Origin of the sequence: Allobosea sp. UC22_33, from assembly GCF_042700715.1 — a bacterium.
GTDB lineage: Bacteria > Pseudomonadota > Alphaproteobacteria > Rhizobiales > Beijerinckiaceae > Allobosea.
On the sequence record NZ_CP170556.1, the window covers coordinates 4,398,770 to 4,415,141 of the forward strand.

10 protein-coding genes and 2 pseudogenes are annotated in these 16,372 nt (G+C 65.9%); 6 read left to right on the top strand and 6 right to left on the bottom strand.

Features of this window, described 5'->3' with window-relative positions; all coding sequences use genetic code 11:
- Positions 1-10 precede the first annotated feature (10 nt).
- The 3 genes from ACFJGT_RS21310 (at position 11) to ACFJGT_RS21320 (ending at position 8,981) form a co-directional block, all read left to right on the top strand.
- Entirely contained in the window at positions 11-6,607 is a 6,597-nt protein-coding gene (locus ACFJGT_RS21310) for a hypothetical protein (RefSeq protein ID WP_377842082.1), read from the top strand.
- A gap of 41 nt (positions 6,608-6,648) precedes the next feature.
- The gene (gene ampH, locus ACFJGT_RS21315; RefSeq protein ID WP_377842084.1) at positions 6,649-7,806 is read left to right on the top strand and encodes a D-alanyl-D-alanine-carboxypeptidase/endopeptidase AmpH; all 1,158 of its coding nucleotides are present in this window, start codon (positions 6,649-6,651) and stop codon (positions 7,804-7,806) included.
- A 356-nt stretch (positions 7,807-8,162) separates the two neighbouring features.
- The gene (locus tag ACFJGT_RS21320; protein ID WP_377842087.1) at positions 8,163-8,981 is read left to right on the top strand and encodes a transglutaminase family protein; all 819 of its coding nucleotides are present in this window, start codon (positions 8,163-8,165) and stop codon (positions 8,979-8,981) included.
- Positions 8,982-9,124: 143 nt separating this feature from the next.
- On the opposite strand, the gene rsgA is transcribed toward ACFJGT_RS21320, so the two are convergent.
- The 4 genes from rsgA to ACFJGT_RS21340 are packed head-to-tail and all read right to left on the bottom strand — an operon-like array spanning position 9,125 to position 11,327.
- Positions 9,125-10,138, bottom strand: a complete 1,014-nt coding sequence (gene rsgA / locus ACFJGT_RS21325) for a ribosome small subunit-dependent GTPase A (RefSeq protein WP_377842095.1) — start codon at positions 10,136-10,138, stop codon at positions 9,125-9,127.
- Positions 10,139-10,190: 52 nt separating this feature from the next.
- Entirely contained in the window at positions 10,191-10,334 is a 144-nt protein-coding gene (locus ACFJGT_RS21330) for a hypothetical protein (RefSeq protein ID WP_377842097.1), read from the bottom strand.
- On the bottom strand, positions 10,334-10,489 hold the full coding sequence (locus ACFJGT_RS21335; protein WP_377842099.1) for a hypothetical protein: 156 nt from the start codon (positions 10,487-10,489) through the stop codon (positions 10,334-10,336). The genes ACFJGT_RS21330 and ACFJGT_RS21335 overlap by 1 nt, the downstream gene beginning before the upstream one ends.
- Before the next feature lie 49 nt (positions 10,490-10,538).
- Positions 10,539-11,327 carry an SDR family NAD(P)-dependent oxidoreductase gene (locus tag ACFJGT_RS21340; RefSeq protein WP_377842102.1) on the bottom strand — a complete coding sequence of 263 codons (789 nt, stop codon included), beginning with the start codon at positions 11,325-11,327 and terminating at the stop codon, positions 10,539-10,541.
- A 128-nt stretch (positions 11,328-11,455) separates the two neighbouring features.
- Between ACFJGT_RS21340 and ACFJGT_RS21345 the strand changes: the two genes are divergently transcribed.
- The gene (locus ACFJGT_RS21345; protein WP_377842105.1) at positions 11,456-12,373 is read left to right on the top strand and encodes a LysR family transcriptional regulator; all 918 of its coding nucleotides are present in this window, start codon (positions 11,456-11,458) and stop codon (positions 12,371-12,373) included.
- Between the two features lie 89 nt (positions 12,374-12,462).
- Here the strand turns inward: ACFJGT_RS21345 and ACFJGT_RS21350 are convergent.
- Positions 12,463-12,549 (bottom strand): annotated as a pseudogene (locus tag ACFJGT_RS21350) (peptide ABC transporter permease); the annotation flags it as partial.
- On the opposite strand from ACFJGT_RS21350, the pseudogene ACFJGT_RS21355 reads away from it, so the two are divergent.
- Positions 12,545-12,661: pseudogene (locus tag ACFJGT_RS21355) on the top strand (IS3 family transposase); the annotation flags it as partial. The pseudogenes ACFJGT_RS21350 and ACFJGT_RS21355 sit on opposite strands and share 5 nt — an antisense overlap.
- Positions 12,662-12,995: 334 nt before the next feature.
- Positions 12,996-15,119: a putative bifunctional diguanylate cyclase/phosphodiesterase gene (locus tag ACFJGT_RS21360; protein WP_377842107.1), complete on the top strand. Its 2,124-nt coding sequence runs from the start codon at positions 12,996-12,998 to the stop codon at positions 15,117-15,119.
- A gap of 185 nt (positions 15,120-15,304) precedes the next feature.
- On the opposite strand, the gene ACFJGT_RS21365 is transcribed toward ACFJGT_RS21360, so the two are convergent.
- The gene (locus ACFJGT_RS21365) at positions 15,305-16,372 is read right to left on the bottom strand and encodes a peptidase C39 family protein (protein WP_377842109.1); all 1,068 of its coding nucleotides are present in this window, start codon (positions 16,370-16,372) and stop codon (positions 15,305-15,307) included.

The window sequence follows — 16,372 nt, forward strand, 5'->3', positions numbered from 1 at the left end:
GGGGGCCGTGATGGGCAGGAGCTTCGGTCTTTCGTCGCGCTGGCTGTCCTGTTCCGTTTCCGGTCTGGCCTTGATCGCGGCTGCCGACCTTCTCGCCGGCAGGCCCGCGCTCGCCCAGAGCTGCCCCTCGGACGCCGTCATTTGCGTCGACTATTCGGGCACGGGCGGCCGTGACGGGAAATCGGCCGGTAATCACAACGACAACGGTGAGAACGGCCAGTCGGGGCGTGACATCACCACCCAGCTTCCAGCACATGGGCTGAGCTCGACCGTTCACGGCCTTACAGGCGTCCTGCTGCGTAGCAACGGGGGCAAGGGCGGCGAAAGCTCGGACCGCCACAACCATTGGGGCGGCAATGGTGGCGACGGCGGTGCGATCACGGTCATCGCACGCCCGACACCGCAGATTCCCTCCGCCCCTTCCTTCAGCCTGCTCGCGCCTGGGCTGACGCTGATATCGCTCGGCGGCAATGGCGGAGCGACGAGCATCGTCACCGGCGGTCACAGCTATGGCCAGGCCGGCCATGGTGGAAAGCTGACGACGGATCTGACCATTTCCAACGCGACCGTCATGGGCCATTTCCTGTGGGCGACGACGGTGGGCGGTTCGGCCTTCGATGCGGCGGCGCGCCATCTGGCCGTCAACGAGAAGGCCGGTGACGGCGGGCGCGGCGGCGATATCGCTTCGACGATATCAGCCGGTGCGATCACGGTTCAGGGGCCGAGCATGGTCGGAGCCGCGATTGGCCTCGCCTCAAGCGGTGGCAATGGCGGCGGCGGCCGCGGCAACAGCGTCAATCCCAATTATGATGGCGAGTCGGGTCTCGGCGGTGCCGGCGGGCGGATCGACCTGACCTTCAGCGGCGTGCTGACGACGACGACCGGCGGCATCGCGGCCAGCAGCATCGGCGGGCATGGCGGCTCCGGGTTGCCGGCGGGGCCGTTGAGCTCCGGCAGTGCCGGCGGCGCCGGCGGCCAGGGCGGCGACATAAGCATCATCCTGCGCGACCCCGCTTCGCATATCACGGCGACAGGAGACGGCGCCTTCGGCGTCCGTGCCACAAGTATCGGCGGCAACGGCGGCGATGGCAGCAAGGGACATGTCGCAGGGCCGGAAGGCTATGACGGTGGCAATGGCGGCGGCACTGGCCGGATCACCATCTCGAACGCGATCGGCATCACCACGATCGGCCGCGACAGCTATGGCATCGGCGCCTTCGCCACCGGCGGAAGGGGCGGTGCCGGCGGTAACGACCACGGCGTGATCTGGTCGAGCGGCGGCAATGGCGGCAGCGGCGGCAGCGATGCTGCGATCAGCATCACCAATGCGGGCGCGATCAGCGCCGGTGGCGACGCGCCGGAGAACAACGAAAACGCCAAGGGCATCGTCGCGCACAGCATCGGCGGCGGCGGTGCCACCGGCGGCAGCACGCAGGGCGGCTTCGTCTCCGCCGGAGGCAGCGGCGGCAATGCCGGTGATGGCGGCCCCGTCTCGGTGAGGAATGCGGGTTCCGGCAGCGTAACTACCCATGGCGCCTTTGGCACGGGAATCGACGCCATGTCGATCGGCGGCGGCGGCGGCGATGCCGGTATCGCGCGCGCCATCAGCGTCGGGCCGCTCGGCGTCAGCCTTGGCGGCAGCGGTGGCGGCGGCCGCTCGGGTGGCGCCGTCTCGGTCGGCAATAGCGGCATGGTCGCGACCTTCGGTGCCAATGCCACCGGCATCAGCGTCAAGAGCATCGGCGGGGGTGGCGGCACTGGCGGCACCGCGAATCTGATCGCGATCGGAGTCGGTCTCAATGTCGGCGTCAATATCGGCGGCAGCGGCGGCAGCGGCGGCAATGGCGGCACCGCCAGCCTTATCAACGATGGCGAGGTGACGACGGCCGGCGCGCAGAGCATCGGTGTCACGGCCCAGAGCATCGGCGGTGGCGGCGGCAATGGCGGTTCGGTCTGGACGAGGCAGCTCACCGTGGGCGTCCCGATCAGCGGCAGTCCGACAGGGCCGGCGGCGGCGGCGCTGAGCGTCGCGGTTGGCGGGGCCGGCGGCAGTGGTGGGGCCGGTGGCAGCGTCGACGTTCAGCAACTGGGCGCGATCCGGACAGCGGGCGCCGGCGCGCATGGCTTGGTCGCACAGAGTGTCGGCGGTGGCGGCGGCATCGGCGGCTCCACCGCCACGCAGAGCCTGACCCTGCTCGCAGCCTCGCAATTCACCACCGGCGTCGCCGTTGGCGGGGCAGGCGGCATCGGCGGCTTGGGCGGTACGGTCAACGTCCTGAACAAGGGCGCGATCGTCACCGGGGGCGACAATGCGCGGGGGATCATCGCGCAGAGCATCGGTGGCAGCGGCGGTGTCGGCGGCAGTGCCCTGGCCGAGGTCAGCGGCGCGCAGATCGTGCCCCTGCCGGAAGGAACGCCGCAGGCTGTGCCGACGACGTTCGGGGTCGCGACCTCGGTCGGCGGGCATGGTGGCCTCGGTGCGATCGGCGGCGGCGTCGTCCTCAGCAACGAGGGGACGATCACCAGTACGGGCATCGCCGCGGCCGGCATCTATGCCCAGAGCGTCGGCGGTGGCGGCGGGGCGGGCGGAAGCTCCCAGGGCAAGACCAGCCCGTCGCAGCGTGGGACCGCCGCGATCACGATCGGCGGCACCGGCGGAAGCGGCAATCACGGCGGCGCGGTCACGATCGCCAATCGCGGTACCATCTCGACGAGCGGCGAGATGTCCTACGGGATCTTCGCGCAGAGCATCGGCGGAGGCGGCGGCGACGGCGGCAATGCGGAGCGGCTGACCGGCAATTCGTTGGCATCCGCGATCGGCGGTGACATCAGCGCACTCTTCCGCCTGATCAGCACGCTGCGCGCGGTCTCGGCAGACAAATGGGTGACGAGCCAGTTCACGCCCTCCTTCACCAGCAATGTCACGGTCGGCGGCAATGGCGGCAGCGGCAGCCATGGCGGCACGGTCGCGATCGACAATGCCGGGACGCTGCGGACGGCAGGAACCGGCGCGCATGCCATCGTGGCGCAAAGCATCGGCGGCGGCGGCGGCAATGGCGGCAGCGTCGATTCCCATTCGATCAGCACGCTGACGACGACCCTGGTCGATGCGCTCGGAACGCTCGCCGCTGCCGGCGCGAATTTCCGGCAGTTCCCCGAGACCTTCGGCCTCAATCTCAATCTCGGCGGGCGTGGCGGCGGCTCCAGCGATGGCGGCGCAGTTAGGATCGTCAATAGCGGCACGATCCAGACGGGCGGCGCCGGAGCGGCCGGCATCTTCGCGCAGAGCATCGGCGGCGGAGGCGGCAATGGCGGCAGCGTCGGCCGCAATGTCGAGGACATCGCCAAGGACCTGTTCTCCGATGCCAACATGCGCACGACCTTTCTGCGTGCGCTGCTCGACGCGGTGCCGCTCCTGCAGGGACAAGGCGGGGCGAGCCTCTCCTTCAATGTCGGCGGTGCCGGCGGCAGCGGCGGCAACGCCGGCCATGTCGAGATCGTCAATAGCGGCGAGATCGCGACCCATGGCGACCAGGCTCCGGGCATCTTCGCCCAGACGGTCGGCGGCGGCGGCGGCAATGCCGGCAGCAGCCATACGGTGCTCGGCAACCAGTCCCTGAATATCGGCCTTAACCTCGGCCGCGGGGGCGGAGCCGGCGGTGATGGTGGCGGCGAGCTGCGCGTCGCCAACGATTCCACCGACTATGCGATCGTGATCGAGAACCGCGGGCGGATCGGCACATTTGGCGTGGACTCGGCCGGCATCCTCGCCCAGAGCGTCGGGGGCGGCGGTGGGCGCAGTGCGTCCCGTTTCGGCGGCGGTGCCGGCCTCTGCAACAATCCCATCTCGCTCAGCGGTGCGACCAAGGTCGGTGCCTTCGGGGCGAACGGGCATGGCGGCCATGTCTTCGTCAGGTCGAGCGGCCGAATCGAAACCTCGGGCCTGCTGTCGCACGCAATCATGGCCCAGAGCATCGGCGGCGGCGGCGGCGCAGCGAGCCTGGTGTTCGACCGTCCCGCCGCCGGTTCGCATGACATCGCGCTTGGAGCGGAAACCGGGCATGGCCGGGCCGATGGCGGCAAGGTCAAGGTCGATATCGACGGCCTGGTCAGGACCTCCGGCGACCTTGCCTTCGGCGTTCTCGCTCAGAGTGTCGGCGCCGGAGGTGGTTATGTCGCGACGGCGGCTACGCAGGGCGCGCTCGCCTTTCCGATGACGCTCACCCTCAATGCCACGCACGGCGCGCTCGGAGACGGTCAGGACGTCGCCGTCGCTCTGGGCAAGGGTGGCGATCTCGCCACCACGGGCAAGGCGGCGCATGGCATCGTCGCCCAGAGCGTCGGCGCCGGCGGGGGCGTTGCCGCGCTGACGACGCAACCGGGCCTCGTCACCCTCAATCCGGTCTCTCTCTTCGGCTCGGTGACCTATGGCGACGGAGGCGCGGTCAGCGCCAGGGTCGACGGATCGGTCGAAACCTATGGACAGGGCTCCATCGGCATCCTGGCGCAAAGCGTTGGCGGTGGTGGCGGCATCGCCGGCGACCTGTCGTCGATATCCTACGAGACCGGGCTGGTCCGGTCTGCGCCAAGCAATGTCGAAGGCGCCGGCGGCAATGGGGGCGCGGTGAAGGTCGCCGTCGGCGACAATGGCTGGGTCGCGAGCTTTGGCGCTCGCGCACCTGCCATCGTGGCGATGAGCCTGGGTGGCGGTGCGATCCTCAAGGACGGCGGCATCCTGCTCGCGGCGAACCGGGGCGACTGGGGCACAAACACCAAGGGCGGCAAGGTCGAGATCACCGTCGGGCGCGATGCTGTCGTGTATGCGGGCGGGGTGGGGGCGCCGGCGATCGTTGCTGTCAGCATGAGCGCCAGCCCCGACTTGAACAATCGCTCGACGCCGATCGCGATCAGCATTGCTTCCGGGGCGCATGTGACCAGCGAGGAGGATGCGGCGATCCTCGCGATCAGCGAGTTCGCCACGCGCGTCGACAATGCCGGCGTGATCCGCGGCAAGGTGGCCGGGCGTTCGACGAATGGCGGCCTGTCGATCAGCAACAGCGGAACCATGATCGGCGATATCCTCACCACCGGGGATCCGTTCAATAGCGATGTCGACAACCGTCCCGGCGGCGTCCTTGCGATGGGTGCGCAATATCAGACGCGTTTGTTCAACTCCGGCACGATCAATCCGGGCGGAGCGGTGGCAGGCGGCGGCAGCATCGCGACGACGCGCATCGCAAGTGTCTTCCAGCAGCGCCCGGGCGGAATCTACCAGGCCGACGTCAATTTCGGCGCCGGCACCGCCGACATGATCTCTGTCGCAAGCTCGGGCACCGCGCCGTCGCTGGCCGGCCAGCTCGAACCGCTGCTCCAGAATCCGCGGCCGGGCGTGTCGCTGCAGGTCGCACATTTCGACGATCGGCCGACCGGTACCTTCTCGCTCAAAAGCGGAACGACCGCCTATAGCTACAGGCTTCACCAGAGCCCGGACGGGCGCGACCTGTTCCTGACGGTCGACGGCCATTTCGGCCTGGCCAATGGCGGCCTGAGCGCCGACCGGTCGCGTGTCGCGCGGCATATCCAGACGCTGTGGGACAGCGGCGATACGCGTGCAGGCGCATTGTTCGATGCTTTCACGAGCGTCGAGTCGCTCGCGCATCACGGCAGCGTCGTCGATGCGATCGCCAATGACGGCGCCGGTGCACGGTCCGCCAACCAGATCAACGAATCGTTCGGCTTCTTCAACCGGCTGATGAGCTGCCCAGCCTTCACGGGGCCTGGCGCGGCGCTCGTCGAGGGGGACTGCAATTGGGCGCGGATCGGCTCGAACTGGATGCGTCGCGGCAGCAGCGCCAACGATAGCGGCTTTCGGATCAGGCAGACCACGCTGAGCCTCGGGGCGCAGCGAGAGTTCGCGCCGGGCTGGTTCCTCGGCGGGGCGGCGAGCTATGGCTTCGGTCGGACCAGCACGACGGCGGGCTCGACGATCGACAATGACAGTTTCATTGGCGGTCTCACGTTGAAACACCAGCTCGGCCCCTGGCAGTTCGCCGCGGCGGTGCAGGTCGGCCGAGACATGGCGAAGACGTCGCGGCGGACGCCGGGAGGGGTGGCCACGGGCGAGCCGCAGCTCGATTTCGGCGGCGGCCGCCTGCGGGCCGCCTACCAGATGGATTTCGGGAGCTGGTACGCCAAGCCCTTCGTCGATCTCGATCTCAACTACACGGTGCAGCGCGGCCATCGCGAAAGCGGGGCCGGCTGGTTCGATCTCGCGGTTCATCGCAGCGACCGTTTCACCGTCATGGCGACGCCGAGCCTGGAGATCGGCGCGCGTCACGATCTGAACGGCATGACGCTGCGCTCCTATCTCTCGGCGGGCGTCAGCATCCTGCCGACCAGCGACTGGACCTCGAAGCTGCATCTCGCCGGTTTCGCGGCCGCTCCCTTCACCCTCCAGACCGGGCTGCCGAATACCTATGGCAACGTCTCGGCCGGCTTCGAACTGGTCTCCGCGAAGGGCTTCGAGCTCCGCGCCGAATACACGACGCGCGCCGCCAGCCGCTATCTCGACCAGTCGGCGACCCTGCGCGCGGCCTACCGGTTCTAGGGCTTGTACCCAGCAGAACCTCAGAATGAAGCGGAGCGATCATGACATTCATCGGCAAGACGGTCGGCGCTCTGGCAGCGCTTCACATCCTGACGGCGACGGCCGGCGCGCAGCCCAAGGATCTCGCCTTGCGCGATGCCGTCTCCATGGCCGCCACGGCGATGTTCCTGAATGCTGGGGCGCCCGGCCTGATCGTCGCCGTCGTCCATGGTGACGAGACCGAGATCGTCGGAGTCGGCGAGACCGCGCCGGGCAGCAAGGTCGAGCCGGACGGGGGCTCGATCCTGCGGCTCGGTTCGATCTCGAAAGTGCTCACGGGCGATCTCCTGGCGGATATGGCGGCACAAGGCCGCATCGGTCTGAGCGACCCGTTCACCCGCTACGCGCCGACCGGCAGCAGCGTGAAATCCTTCGGCGGTAAGCCCTTCACCCTGCTGGATCTCGCGACACATTCGGCGGGACTGCCGCGGGAGTTGTCCGATCCGGACGTGAAGGGCGAAGGCAATCCGTTTGCCGCCTACAGGGCGGATTATTACTGGAGCTGGATGCGACAGAACGCACCGGCCTACGCACCGGGCACGACCGCGCTTTATTCCAATGTCGGCTTCGGGTTGCTTGGCGAGGCTCTCGCACGGGCCGGTGGCAAATCCTTCCCCGATCTGCTCCGCGAGAGGATTACCGCGCCGCTCGGTATGGCCGATACGGTCGCTCGGCTTTCGGAAGCGCAGAAGCCGCGCCTGATGACAGGGCTCGACCCGCTGGGCAATCCCGATCCGAACTGGGAGGCGACGCCCATCATGGCGGCCAGCGGCGGGCTCTACTCGACGGCCGACGACATGGCGCGCTGGATGCGCTGGCATCTTTCAGGCGAGGCTCAGCCGACGATGGCGCTGGCCCATGCGCTCTGGCGCCCGCATGACGGCTTGCGCCGTGCTGTCGGGGTCGAGGTCACGGATTCGGAAGGCATGGGGCTTGGCTGGGTCGTCAGCCGCGCGCGCGACGGCGTACCGCTGCTGCTCGGCAAGAGCGGGGGCCTCGGCGGCTTCATGACCTATGTCGTGCTTGCGCCCAATCGCAAGCTCGGCATCTTCGTCGCGGCCAGCCGTGTCAATTTCGCGATGTTCGAGGGGATCCGGCAATCCGTCCGAAATCTCGCAGCCGAACTGGTTCCAGCGGGCTACCAGGCGCCGGTTCGCTAAATGCATACCCGCGGCTTGCGTTGCTCTCGTATTCGCGCCGATCGCTGTTTTCTCCAGCGCCGAAGGCGCGGTGATCGACATTGCGGCTTTTTCCTTGCAGGAGCAGATCGAAATCCGATGCACGTTTGACGGGTGGTTGAGCCATCTGGCAACGGATTGCAAGGTTTGCTCTCCTCGGTCGGATCGCGCCATGACCTGACCTTGCCAGGCCGCCTGAAAGCGGACATTGGGCTGGGCCTGCCCCTGCATATGCGATCAAGCGCAGCCTATATCGCCGTGGCCAGGAACATGCATGATGATCTGGCAGGTCTACCGGCCAGCCAATGTTCGCGCGATCACCGCGCAGAAGGCATCACGTGAAACTCAGGATCGGCTACCAGCTCGACTACGATTTCCCGCAACCGACACCCGTCATCCTGATGCTGAACGTGCATTTCAGCCGGGTATCGGACCTAGCCCAACCAGACCATATCCGCATCCAGCCTTCAGTTCCCGTCAGTGCCTATCGTGACGGCTTCGGCAATTGGTGCACGCGGCTGCTGGCGCCGCAGGGGCTGATGCGGATCACAGCCGACGCGATCATCTCCGATAGCGGCCTGCCCGAAAGCCATGACCGCCATGCTGGCCAAGTGCCGGTCGAACGGCTGCCGGAGGAGAGCCTCGTCTTTCTGCTGGCGAGCCGCTTCTGCGACAGCGACCGCATGCTGGATCTCGCCTGGCAGCTCTTCGGGCATACCCAGCCGGGCGCGCCGCGCGTTCAGGCGATCTGCGATTTCGTCCACCAGCGCATCACCTTCGACTACAACGACGCCAGCGTGACACGCACAGCGTCCGACGCCTACCGCGAAGGCCGCGGCGTCTGCCGCGACTACGCCCATCTCGCCATCGCCTTCTGCCGGGCGATGAACATCCCGGCTCGCTACTGCACCTGCTACCTCGGCGATGTCGGTACGCCTCCGCCTTATCCACCCGGCGATTTCGCGGCGTCCTTCGAAGCGTATCTCGAAGGCGGCTGGCAGATGTTCGATCCGCGCAACAACGTGCCGCGCATTGGCCGTGTGCTGATCGCGCGCGGCCGTGACGCCGCCGATGTCGCCATCGCCACCACGTTCGGGCCGAACACTCTGACGGGGTTCAAGGTCTGGACCGACGAGGTGGTGGAAGGGGCGCTGTAACCGCGGCACCCAGAGACGTCCTGGACGGGCCAACACGTCAATCAATCATCCAGAGCTGGGACACCGCGGCAAAGGGCGAGCCCGCCCAGCGAAAAAAGGCGCGAGCGGCTGAGGTTCGGGCTCGGCCGAATCAGACGCCGCGCCTACCGCCCCTTCCCCCTCGGCCGCTTCACCTCCGGTGTCCTTGCCCTGTTCTCTAAGTCGAGCTTGCGCCAGCGTGCCAGACGCTCAGGGTCGATCACGCCCTTGGCGACCGCCTCTTGGACCGCGCAGCCGGGTTCGTGCTCATGGGTGCAGTCGCGGAAGCGGCAGAGTGGACTTAGTTCCGTGATCTCGGCGAACAGCGTTTCGAGACCAGACGCCGCATCGCTGACATGGAGCGTGCGCATGCCCGGCGTATCAATCACCCAGCCGCCGCTGGCAATCGCATGCAGCGAGCGCGACGTCGTGGTATGGCGTCCCTTAGCGTCGTGGGCGCGGATATCGCCGGTCTGCTGCGGTTCGCCCTCGATGGTGCCGGCAAGCGCGTTCACAAGCGTTGATTTGCCGACGCCCGACGAACCGACCAGAGCCAGAGTGCGGCCTTCACCACACCAGGGCGCGAACGCAGCCGCCACGTCAGAGCTGCGCGGATTGACGGTTGCAACAGCCAGCCCGCGCTGCAGGGCGGCGGCCTGGTCGAGATAGGGCTGCACGTCCGGCACGAGATCGGCCTTGGTCAGCAGGATGACAGGTTCGGCTCCGCTCTCATTGGCCAGCGCAAGGTAGCGCTCGAGGCGAGCGACGTTGAAATCCGCATTGCAGGAGGTGACGATGAACAGCGTGTCGATATTGGCCCCGGCAAGCTGCGGCTTCATGCTGCCCTCGATGCGCCGCGCCAACACCGTCGCGCGCTCGAGCCGGCGCCGCAGCAGATGTGTGCCGGGCTCCACCAGAACCCAGTCACCCACCGTGAAGTCGCCTGTATTGGTATGGACCGGCAGCTTGAGCCTGATCGGCCCATCGGGCGTGATTGCGCTCATGCGGGCGCGGTGCACGGAGTCGATTCGCGCAGGCCGGAGGCAGGCGTCATCTGGTTCGCATTGATCCGCAAAGAAGTCCGTCCAGCCCAGCGCCGCAAGTGACAGTGGTGCGGAGGCAGTGTCGCCTTGTGTCACAGTATCGCCCCGCCAATCCGCGTCCTCATCATGGGTGACGATAGAGCGGGGTTTAGCCCGGCTTGCAAGCGCCGGAAGACGGAGAGTGAGCGCAGTCCGTGACGCCGATCGAGCGGGTCGCGTCCGCTACGACCTGGCTCTGCGTGATCAGGATGGTCAGCGACAGGACCTGCACATCCAGCCCGGCCTCATCCATCAGGGCGATCCGTTCCTCGCCCAGATCCAGCAGCCGGCGCTCGATCGCGCTGGATGGAACGCCACGCTGGGATCGACCGCAGCGAGGCCAAGCGCGTGCCAGGCCTCGGTGACCTCAGGCGTCAGAACATGCTCTTCGATACCGATCAGTGTCATGGCGTTCTCCCATGATGGGTCCGCATGGGCTAAACGATGCGGTGGGGCGTCACCACGCTACGGTGCGGCCTTCCCGATCCAGGAAGCGCAACCCCGGCCTGCCGCGCTGCGCGAGCAGCACGTTCACCACCTTCGGGATGCTGTCTTCGATGGCGAGCGGCGCTTTCGGTCCGCCGAGATCGGTACGCACCCAGCCGGGGGCCATCAGTACCATCGGGCGGGGATCGCTGGCGTGCCGGGCCGCATAGCTGCGCATATACATGTTGAGCGCCGCCTTGGAGCCGCGATAGACCTCGTGCCCGCCGTTCTCATTGGCGCTGATGCTGCCCTGGCCTGACGACATCACGCCGATCAACCCATCCGGCGGGACGAGATCCTCAAGGCTTTCGATCACGCGCAGCGGGCCGAGCGCATTCGTGACCATGACCCGCTCGAACTCTTCCGTGGAGACCTGCGCGATGCTCTGGTCCTGATTGGCATCGGCGGTGCCGGCATTGTGGAAAAGCATCGCGAAGCTGTGGCTGGACAAATGCTCGCGCAGAGCCGCGATCTGCTCGAGGCTGGTGACGTCTACATAGGCGATCTCGACCCGTCCCGGATTCTGTGAGGCCAGATCGTGTAGCGCCGTGTGATCACGCCGCACGGTTCCGACGACGTTCCAGCCCTTCGTCAGAAACGCTGCGGCCATGGCCAGGCCAAGGCCGCGCGAGGCGCCGATGATCAGGATGACGGGACGAGCATCTTCTGCGGCTTTGACGGGCGTCGAAAACGGCCCGGTGACGGCGGCGGCGGCGACGATGGTCATGATTTCTCTCCTTCTGACAGTCAGGTCGTTCATGGAAACCTCCATCTTTGGCGGTCTGCGAAAGATGCGCCCCTGAACGACAAGGCGCCAGACGCACGGCCTGCAAACAATCTTTGCGTTCGGCGCTATGTTTGTCCGGGCGGACCGGATAAGCTCGCTGGATGAGCGATCTCGACCTGAACCTGCTGACGGCGCTCGATGCGCTTCTGGCCGAAGGCAGCGTCACCAAGGCGGGGGCACGCCTGAAGCTCAGCCCCTCCGCCATGAGCCGAACATTGGCGCGGTTGCGGGCGACGACGGGCGACCCCCTGCTGGTGCGAGCCGGCCGCGGATTGGTGCCGACGCCGCGCGCCATGGCCCTGCGCGACCGTGTTCATGAGCTCAATCGCGAGGTCCGCGCCACGCTGAGCCCGCAGGATGACAGCCCGGACATCGCGTCCTTGGCGCGCACCTTCACCATTCGCGCCAGCGAGGGCTTCATTGCGCTGTTCTGCGCGCCTCTGATCGCGGCTGTCGTAAAGACGGCTCCTCACGTCAGGCTGCGCTTCGCTCCGAAGCCCGAGAAGGACGCACGCCCACTGCGGGATGGCGAGGTCGACCTCGAGTTCGGCGTGCTCGGTGCCTTCGCCCCCGAAATCCGCGCTCAGCTCGTCTTTCGAGACCGTTTCGTCGGCGTGGCGCGGGCCGGGCACGCCCTCTTCGACGGCCCTTTATCGCCGCAGCGCTATGCAGACTGCCGGCATGTCGTGGCATCCCGCCGCGGGATCTTCACCGGCCCGGTCGACGATGCCCTGGCCGAGCTGGGACTAGAACGCACTGTCGTCGCGGTCGTGCCCGGCTTCCCCGACACGCTCACGGTCGCCGGCCGCTCGGATCTGGTTGCGCTCGTGCCGGCCTCCTGCCTCGATGATCAAGCAACGCGGGCGGGAAAACTAGTCATGTTCGATCTTCCTGTCCGGACGCCCGACATCGCCGTCTCAGCCATGTGGCACCCGCGCATGGATGCCGACCCGGCTCATCGCTGGATGAGGGAAACCATGATCGCGGAATGCCGGGCCACCACGCCGAAAGGACGATGACGAAAGTCGCTAGAGTGGTCTCCGCCGCGCCACCTCCGGATATTGGAAAGCGGACGTTGGCCGCGTCGGCAGGCCGCGCGAGTTCGGACTTAAAGTTTCGGATCCAAAGCGTCCCGTAGTCCGTCGCCAATAAGCTTGAACGATGTCACCGCGAGCGTGATTGCGGCACCGGGGATGAAGGTGCCGGCCAGGCAACCGAAGAAAGGCCGTCTCTGGCTGAATGACGGATTATGCATCCGGCTTCGGCCGGAATATCCCAACTATGTCTGGTCCTACGACTTCGTCGAGTGATCCACCACCGACCGCTGTGGTGTGGCCGGCTGCACAAACCCAATCCGCTTCGCCGGCCATCTCAACCGTGGCCGCCAAGCCCACCATGCATTAGATTAGAACGGGCCGCCTGATGGGGGCAGGCCAGTCGCGGATGATCTCGAACTGCTGCGAAGCCATTCGTCGTCAGTCATGGCGATCGCACTGGGCTTGATGCTCGCCAAGCAGAGACCCTGCACCTCGGCAAAACTGGCCGCCGCAGAACCGGCAGCAGGCCACGCATCCTTTTAAACTTTAGAAAGTACCCAACCATACCTTGTTTGGCAGCTAAGGGCTGGCAAGGAACGGACACTTGACGACCGAGTGCGCGAACCGATCGTTCCCCGTCGACAGTGTATTATTGAGCGCTGTCCTTGAGCATGTGGATCAGGGGATCCTCATGGTAGATGAAAACGGCTACGTCGCCGTTTGCAATCAACGCGTTATCGACCTGCTGGGCTTGCCGGCAGACCTAATGCGCTCGAATCCATCGTTTGAAGCGGTCAAGCGATGGCAGATGGAGCAGGGGGAGTTCGGTACGGTCACAGAAAAGCTGCTCCAGGCTATCAAGTACGAAGGAATAAACGTTGAAATCTTGAACTATGAACGCCTGAGACCAGACGGAACGGTCCTAGAAGTTCGGACGAACCGGCTCCCGAACGGCGGGATGGTGCGCACCTTCACCGATATCACCGTACGCAAGGCCGCAGAGACGGCGATCCGTGTAAGCGAGGAGCGTCTACGGCTCGCCCTTAGGGCAAGCCGTATGGCAGCTTGGGAGCTCGACCTTGAGACCAAGTGGGTCGACCGTTCGGAAAATTCTATGACGTTGCTTGGACTGTCGTCTGGTCCGTCTGTGGATTTCATGGCGCGGGTGCCAACGCAAGATCACGAGCACATCACGACATTTTGGCAGGATGTTATGGTGAACGGCAGCGGCGCAACGGAGGTGCGCTACCTGCTCCCCTCAGGCGCGCAGACATGGCTGGCACTTCGGGCCGAGCGAAAGGACGAGAAGCGGCTCATCGGACTCACCTTCGACATCTCGGATCGTAAAGCCGCCGAAGACGTGATCTGGCAAACTGCCAATCACGATCCGCTGACTGGCCTCGCAAACCGAGCGCTCTTCCAGGTTCGCCTGAACGAGGCGCTGGAGCGCGCGGAGGCCGCCGGTTCCGGCGTGGGTCTGCTTCTGCTCGATCTCGACGATTTCAAGGACGTCAACGATACGCTCGGTCACGCTGTCGGAGATCTGTTGCTTCAGGAAACAGCGCTCAGGCTCAGTACATTCGTAGGGACGGACGATACGGTCGCTCGCCTCGGCGGCGATGAGTTCGCAATCATCCTCGCTGGGATAGGCACGGGCCGGGACGCGATTTCGCGGGCGGCAGAGATCGTGGAGGCATTGCGTGCTCCGTTCCAGCACGAAACGCGAGCACTCTCAACGACCGTCAGCATTGGGTTGGCTTCCTTCCCCGAGCATCATCGCGAGCCCGCTGAGCTGATGAAAGATGCCGACATCGCGCTATACCGGGCTAAGGAGCAGGGCCGTAGCCAGGCGGTAGTTTACACAAGCGCTGCTCGCGAGACGATGGAGCAGCGCGTCACTATCGCACACGATGTGCGCATTGGTCTCGCCGCTCAACAGTTCGTGCCGTTCTATCAGCCTAAGGTATCACTGAATGGAGCCGGGATCGTCGGGTTCGAGGCGCTCGCGCGCTGGAAGGATCCAATCAAAGGCATCCTGACGCCCGCATATTTCGGTTCGGTCTTTTCTGAACAGGCTATCTCGCTGGCCCTCGGAGATCAGATGATCCGCCAGGTCGCTGCCGATATCCGATCCTGGCTGGATCTGGGCCTGGAATGCGGCCGCGTTGCGGTCAACCTGTCGACAGCTGAGATTTCGGATCCGAAGCTCGCCAGCAGGATCCTCCGCATTCTGGAAGATGCACAGGTCCCGACCGTCCATTTCGAGGTTGAAGTTACCGAGACGGCGTTCCTTGGACGTAGGACGGCGGCAGCCTCATCGATCCTCAATGAGCTGCACGAGGCCGGCGTCTCGATAGCTCTCGACGATTTCGGGACCGGCTTCGCGTCCCTGCTCCATCTGAAGCAGTTCCCGGTCGATCACGTAAAGATCGACCAGAGCTTTGTGCGCAACGTCATAACCGACGGGAGCGATACCGCGATTGTGACGGCAATCGTCAGCCTCGCTCACGCAATGGGAATGCATACGACGGCCGAAGGGGTCGAAACTATTGAGCAGGCCGCGCGCCTTCGCGATACAGGGTGCGATTCCGCCCAAGGGTATCTCTATGAAAGGCCCCTAGAGGGAGCACGCATTCCTGCAATCATGCGTAGCTTGGGTGTTGCGCTCTCCGGCATCACGTGGCCGCGCAGCAACTCCGCGCCATCAGCCGCGCGAAGGCTCCGCTAAAGCAGAGGCCCGCGTATCGACCCTAATAGCTTGCTGGCCTGCCTGATGCGCGGCATCGCGATGATCGGCTCCTTGGGCGGAGCGGCGGCGCTTGATGTTCTGGTCCTCTCAAGGGGCCAGAACGAATTTCAACCCGGTTGTAGCCGGGGACTACACCGGATTTCCCGGAGGAAACGGAAGGCGGCTCACTCTCTGCGCCCGATCAAGAGCGCTGCCCGGTATGCTGGCTCGCCGTACCAAGCCATCCGTTCCAAGGACGAGGCGCGGATCGGAAGGTCGACAACGTCAGCCGCCGTTTCCTGCGCGTCCGTTTCAATCCACGGGTCGTTGACCAGGACGATCTCGTCCCGCACCGCGTGGATGACGACCCAATGCGGCGCGGTCCGGCCGTGCGTTTCAACTTGATCGATCAAGACCACTGCGATGGCGCCGGTGGCGATCGCGTCCTGCATCTCGGCAAGAGCAAGAACGCGCTGTTCGACCTGAATACCGGATGCGAGCGCGCGGCTCTTGAACTCGGCCTGGACGAATGTCATCAGCTCGCGCTTCGCTTCCGTATTGCCGCGATCGAGCAAGGTCGGCTCCGGCGTGCTCATGAACAGCCGCAACGCATAGCCGCGTGACGCAACCGCCAGGGCAAGGCCATACGGATCGCATCCGCCGGGGCCGGCCAGGCCAATCACCGTCGTGGCCTCGCGCCACAACGCGATCTCGAGTTGGCGATCCAGAAGCAAATCGGGCTCAAAGCAGGCGAAAGCCATCGCCAGCGAGGCTGGACCACAGGTGAAGCCAGTGGATTGCGGGTAGAGTGGGGCCAGCGGCCTTGGCGGGACCTCGTCGTTTCGCAGGTTGCGTTGGGAATAGACGGAGCCCGGCTCCGCGGCCGCAATACCGGCCAGCGTTCGCAAGGCAGCCCGGATATCGTCCTCCCCGGTCGTGTTGGCAATCCGCCAGGCCAGGACATCGCCTGCGAGCGAAATCCGCTCGAGCTCCGCGATCAGCGCGCGGCCAGCCTCCTGGCTATCGCCGTCAGCCTCGGCCTGGTCGACCCAGAACCAGACGATGCGCAGCATCGCCGTTGTCCGGCGCCGGAGCCCAACCAGAAGTCCGACAACGGCATCCCCTCGTCTTGCGACCAGAACGAGCCGTCCGCGTGCGGCAAGGAAAACTGCCAGACGGTCCGCTACCGCCGCCGGCAATCCGTCCGGGGCGTCCTGCCCGTCGAGAATCTGGACAATGTTGATTGGCAGCAT

Bases quoted from the DNA above. Each gene is read 5' to 3' on its own strand.
- ACFJGT_RS21365 (WP_377842109.1), bottom strand. From the start codon at position 16,372: ATGCTGCCAATCAACATTGTCCAGATTCTCGACGGGCAGGACGCCCCG.
- ACFJGT_RS21335 (WP_377842099.1), bottom strand. From the start codon at position 10,489: ATGACACTGATCGGTATCGAAGAGCATGTTCTGACGCCTGAGGTCACC.
- ACFJGT_RS21310 (WP_377842082.1), top strand. From the start codon at position 11: ATGGGCAGGAGCTTCGGTCTTTCGTCGCGCTGGCTGTCCTGTTCCGTT.
- ACFJGT_RS21340 (WP_377842102.1), bottom strand. From the start codon at position 11,327: ATGAACGACCTGACTGTCAGAAGGAGAGAAATCATGACCATCGTCGCC.
- ACFJGT_RS21345 (WP_377842105.1), top strand. From the start codon at position 11,456: ATGAGCGATCTCGACCTGAACCTGCTGACGGCGCTCGATGCGCTTCTG.
- ACFJGT_RS21330 (WP_377842097.1), bottom strand. From the start codon at position 10,334: ATGGATGAGGCCGGGCTGGATGTGCAGGTCCTGTCGCTGACCATCCTG.
- ampH (WP_377842084.1), top strand. From the start codon at position 6,649: ATGACATTCATCGGCAAGACGGTCGGCGCTCTGGCAGCGCTTCACATC.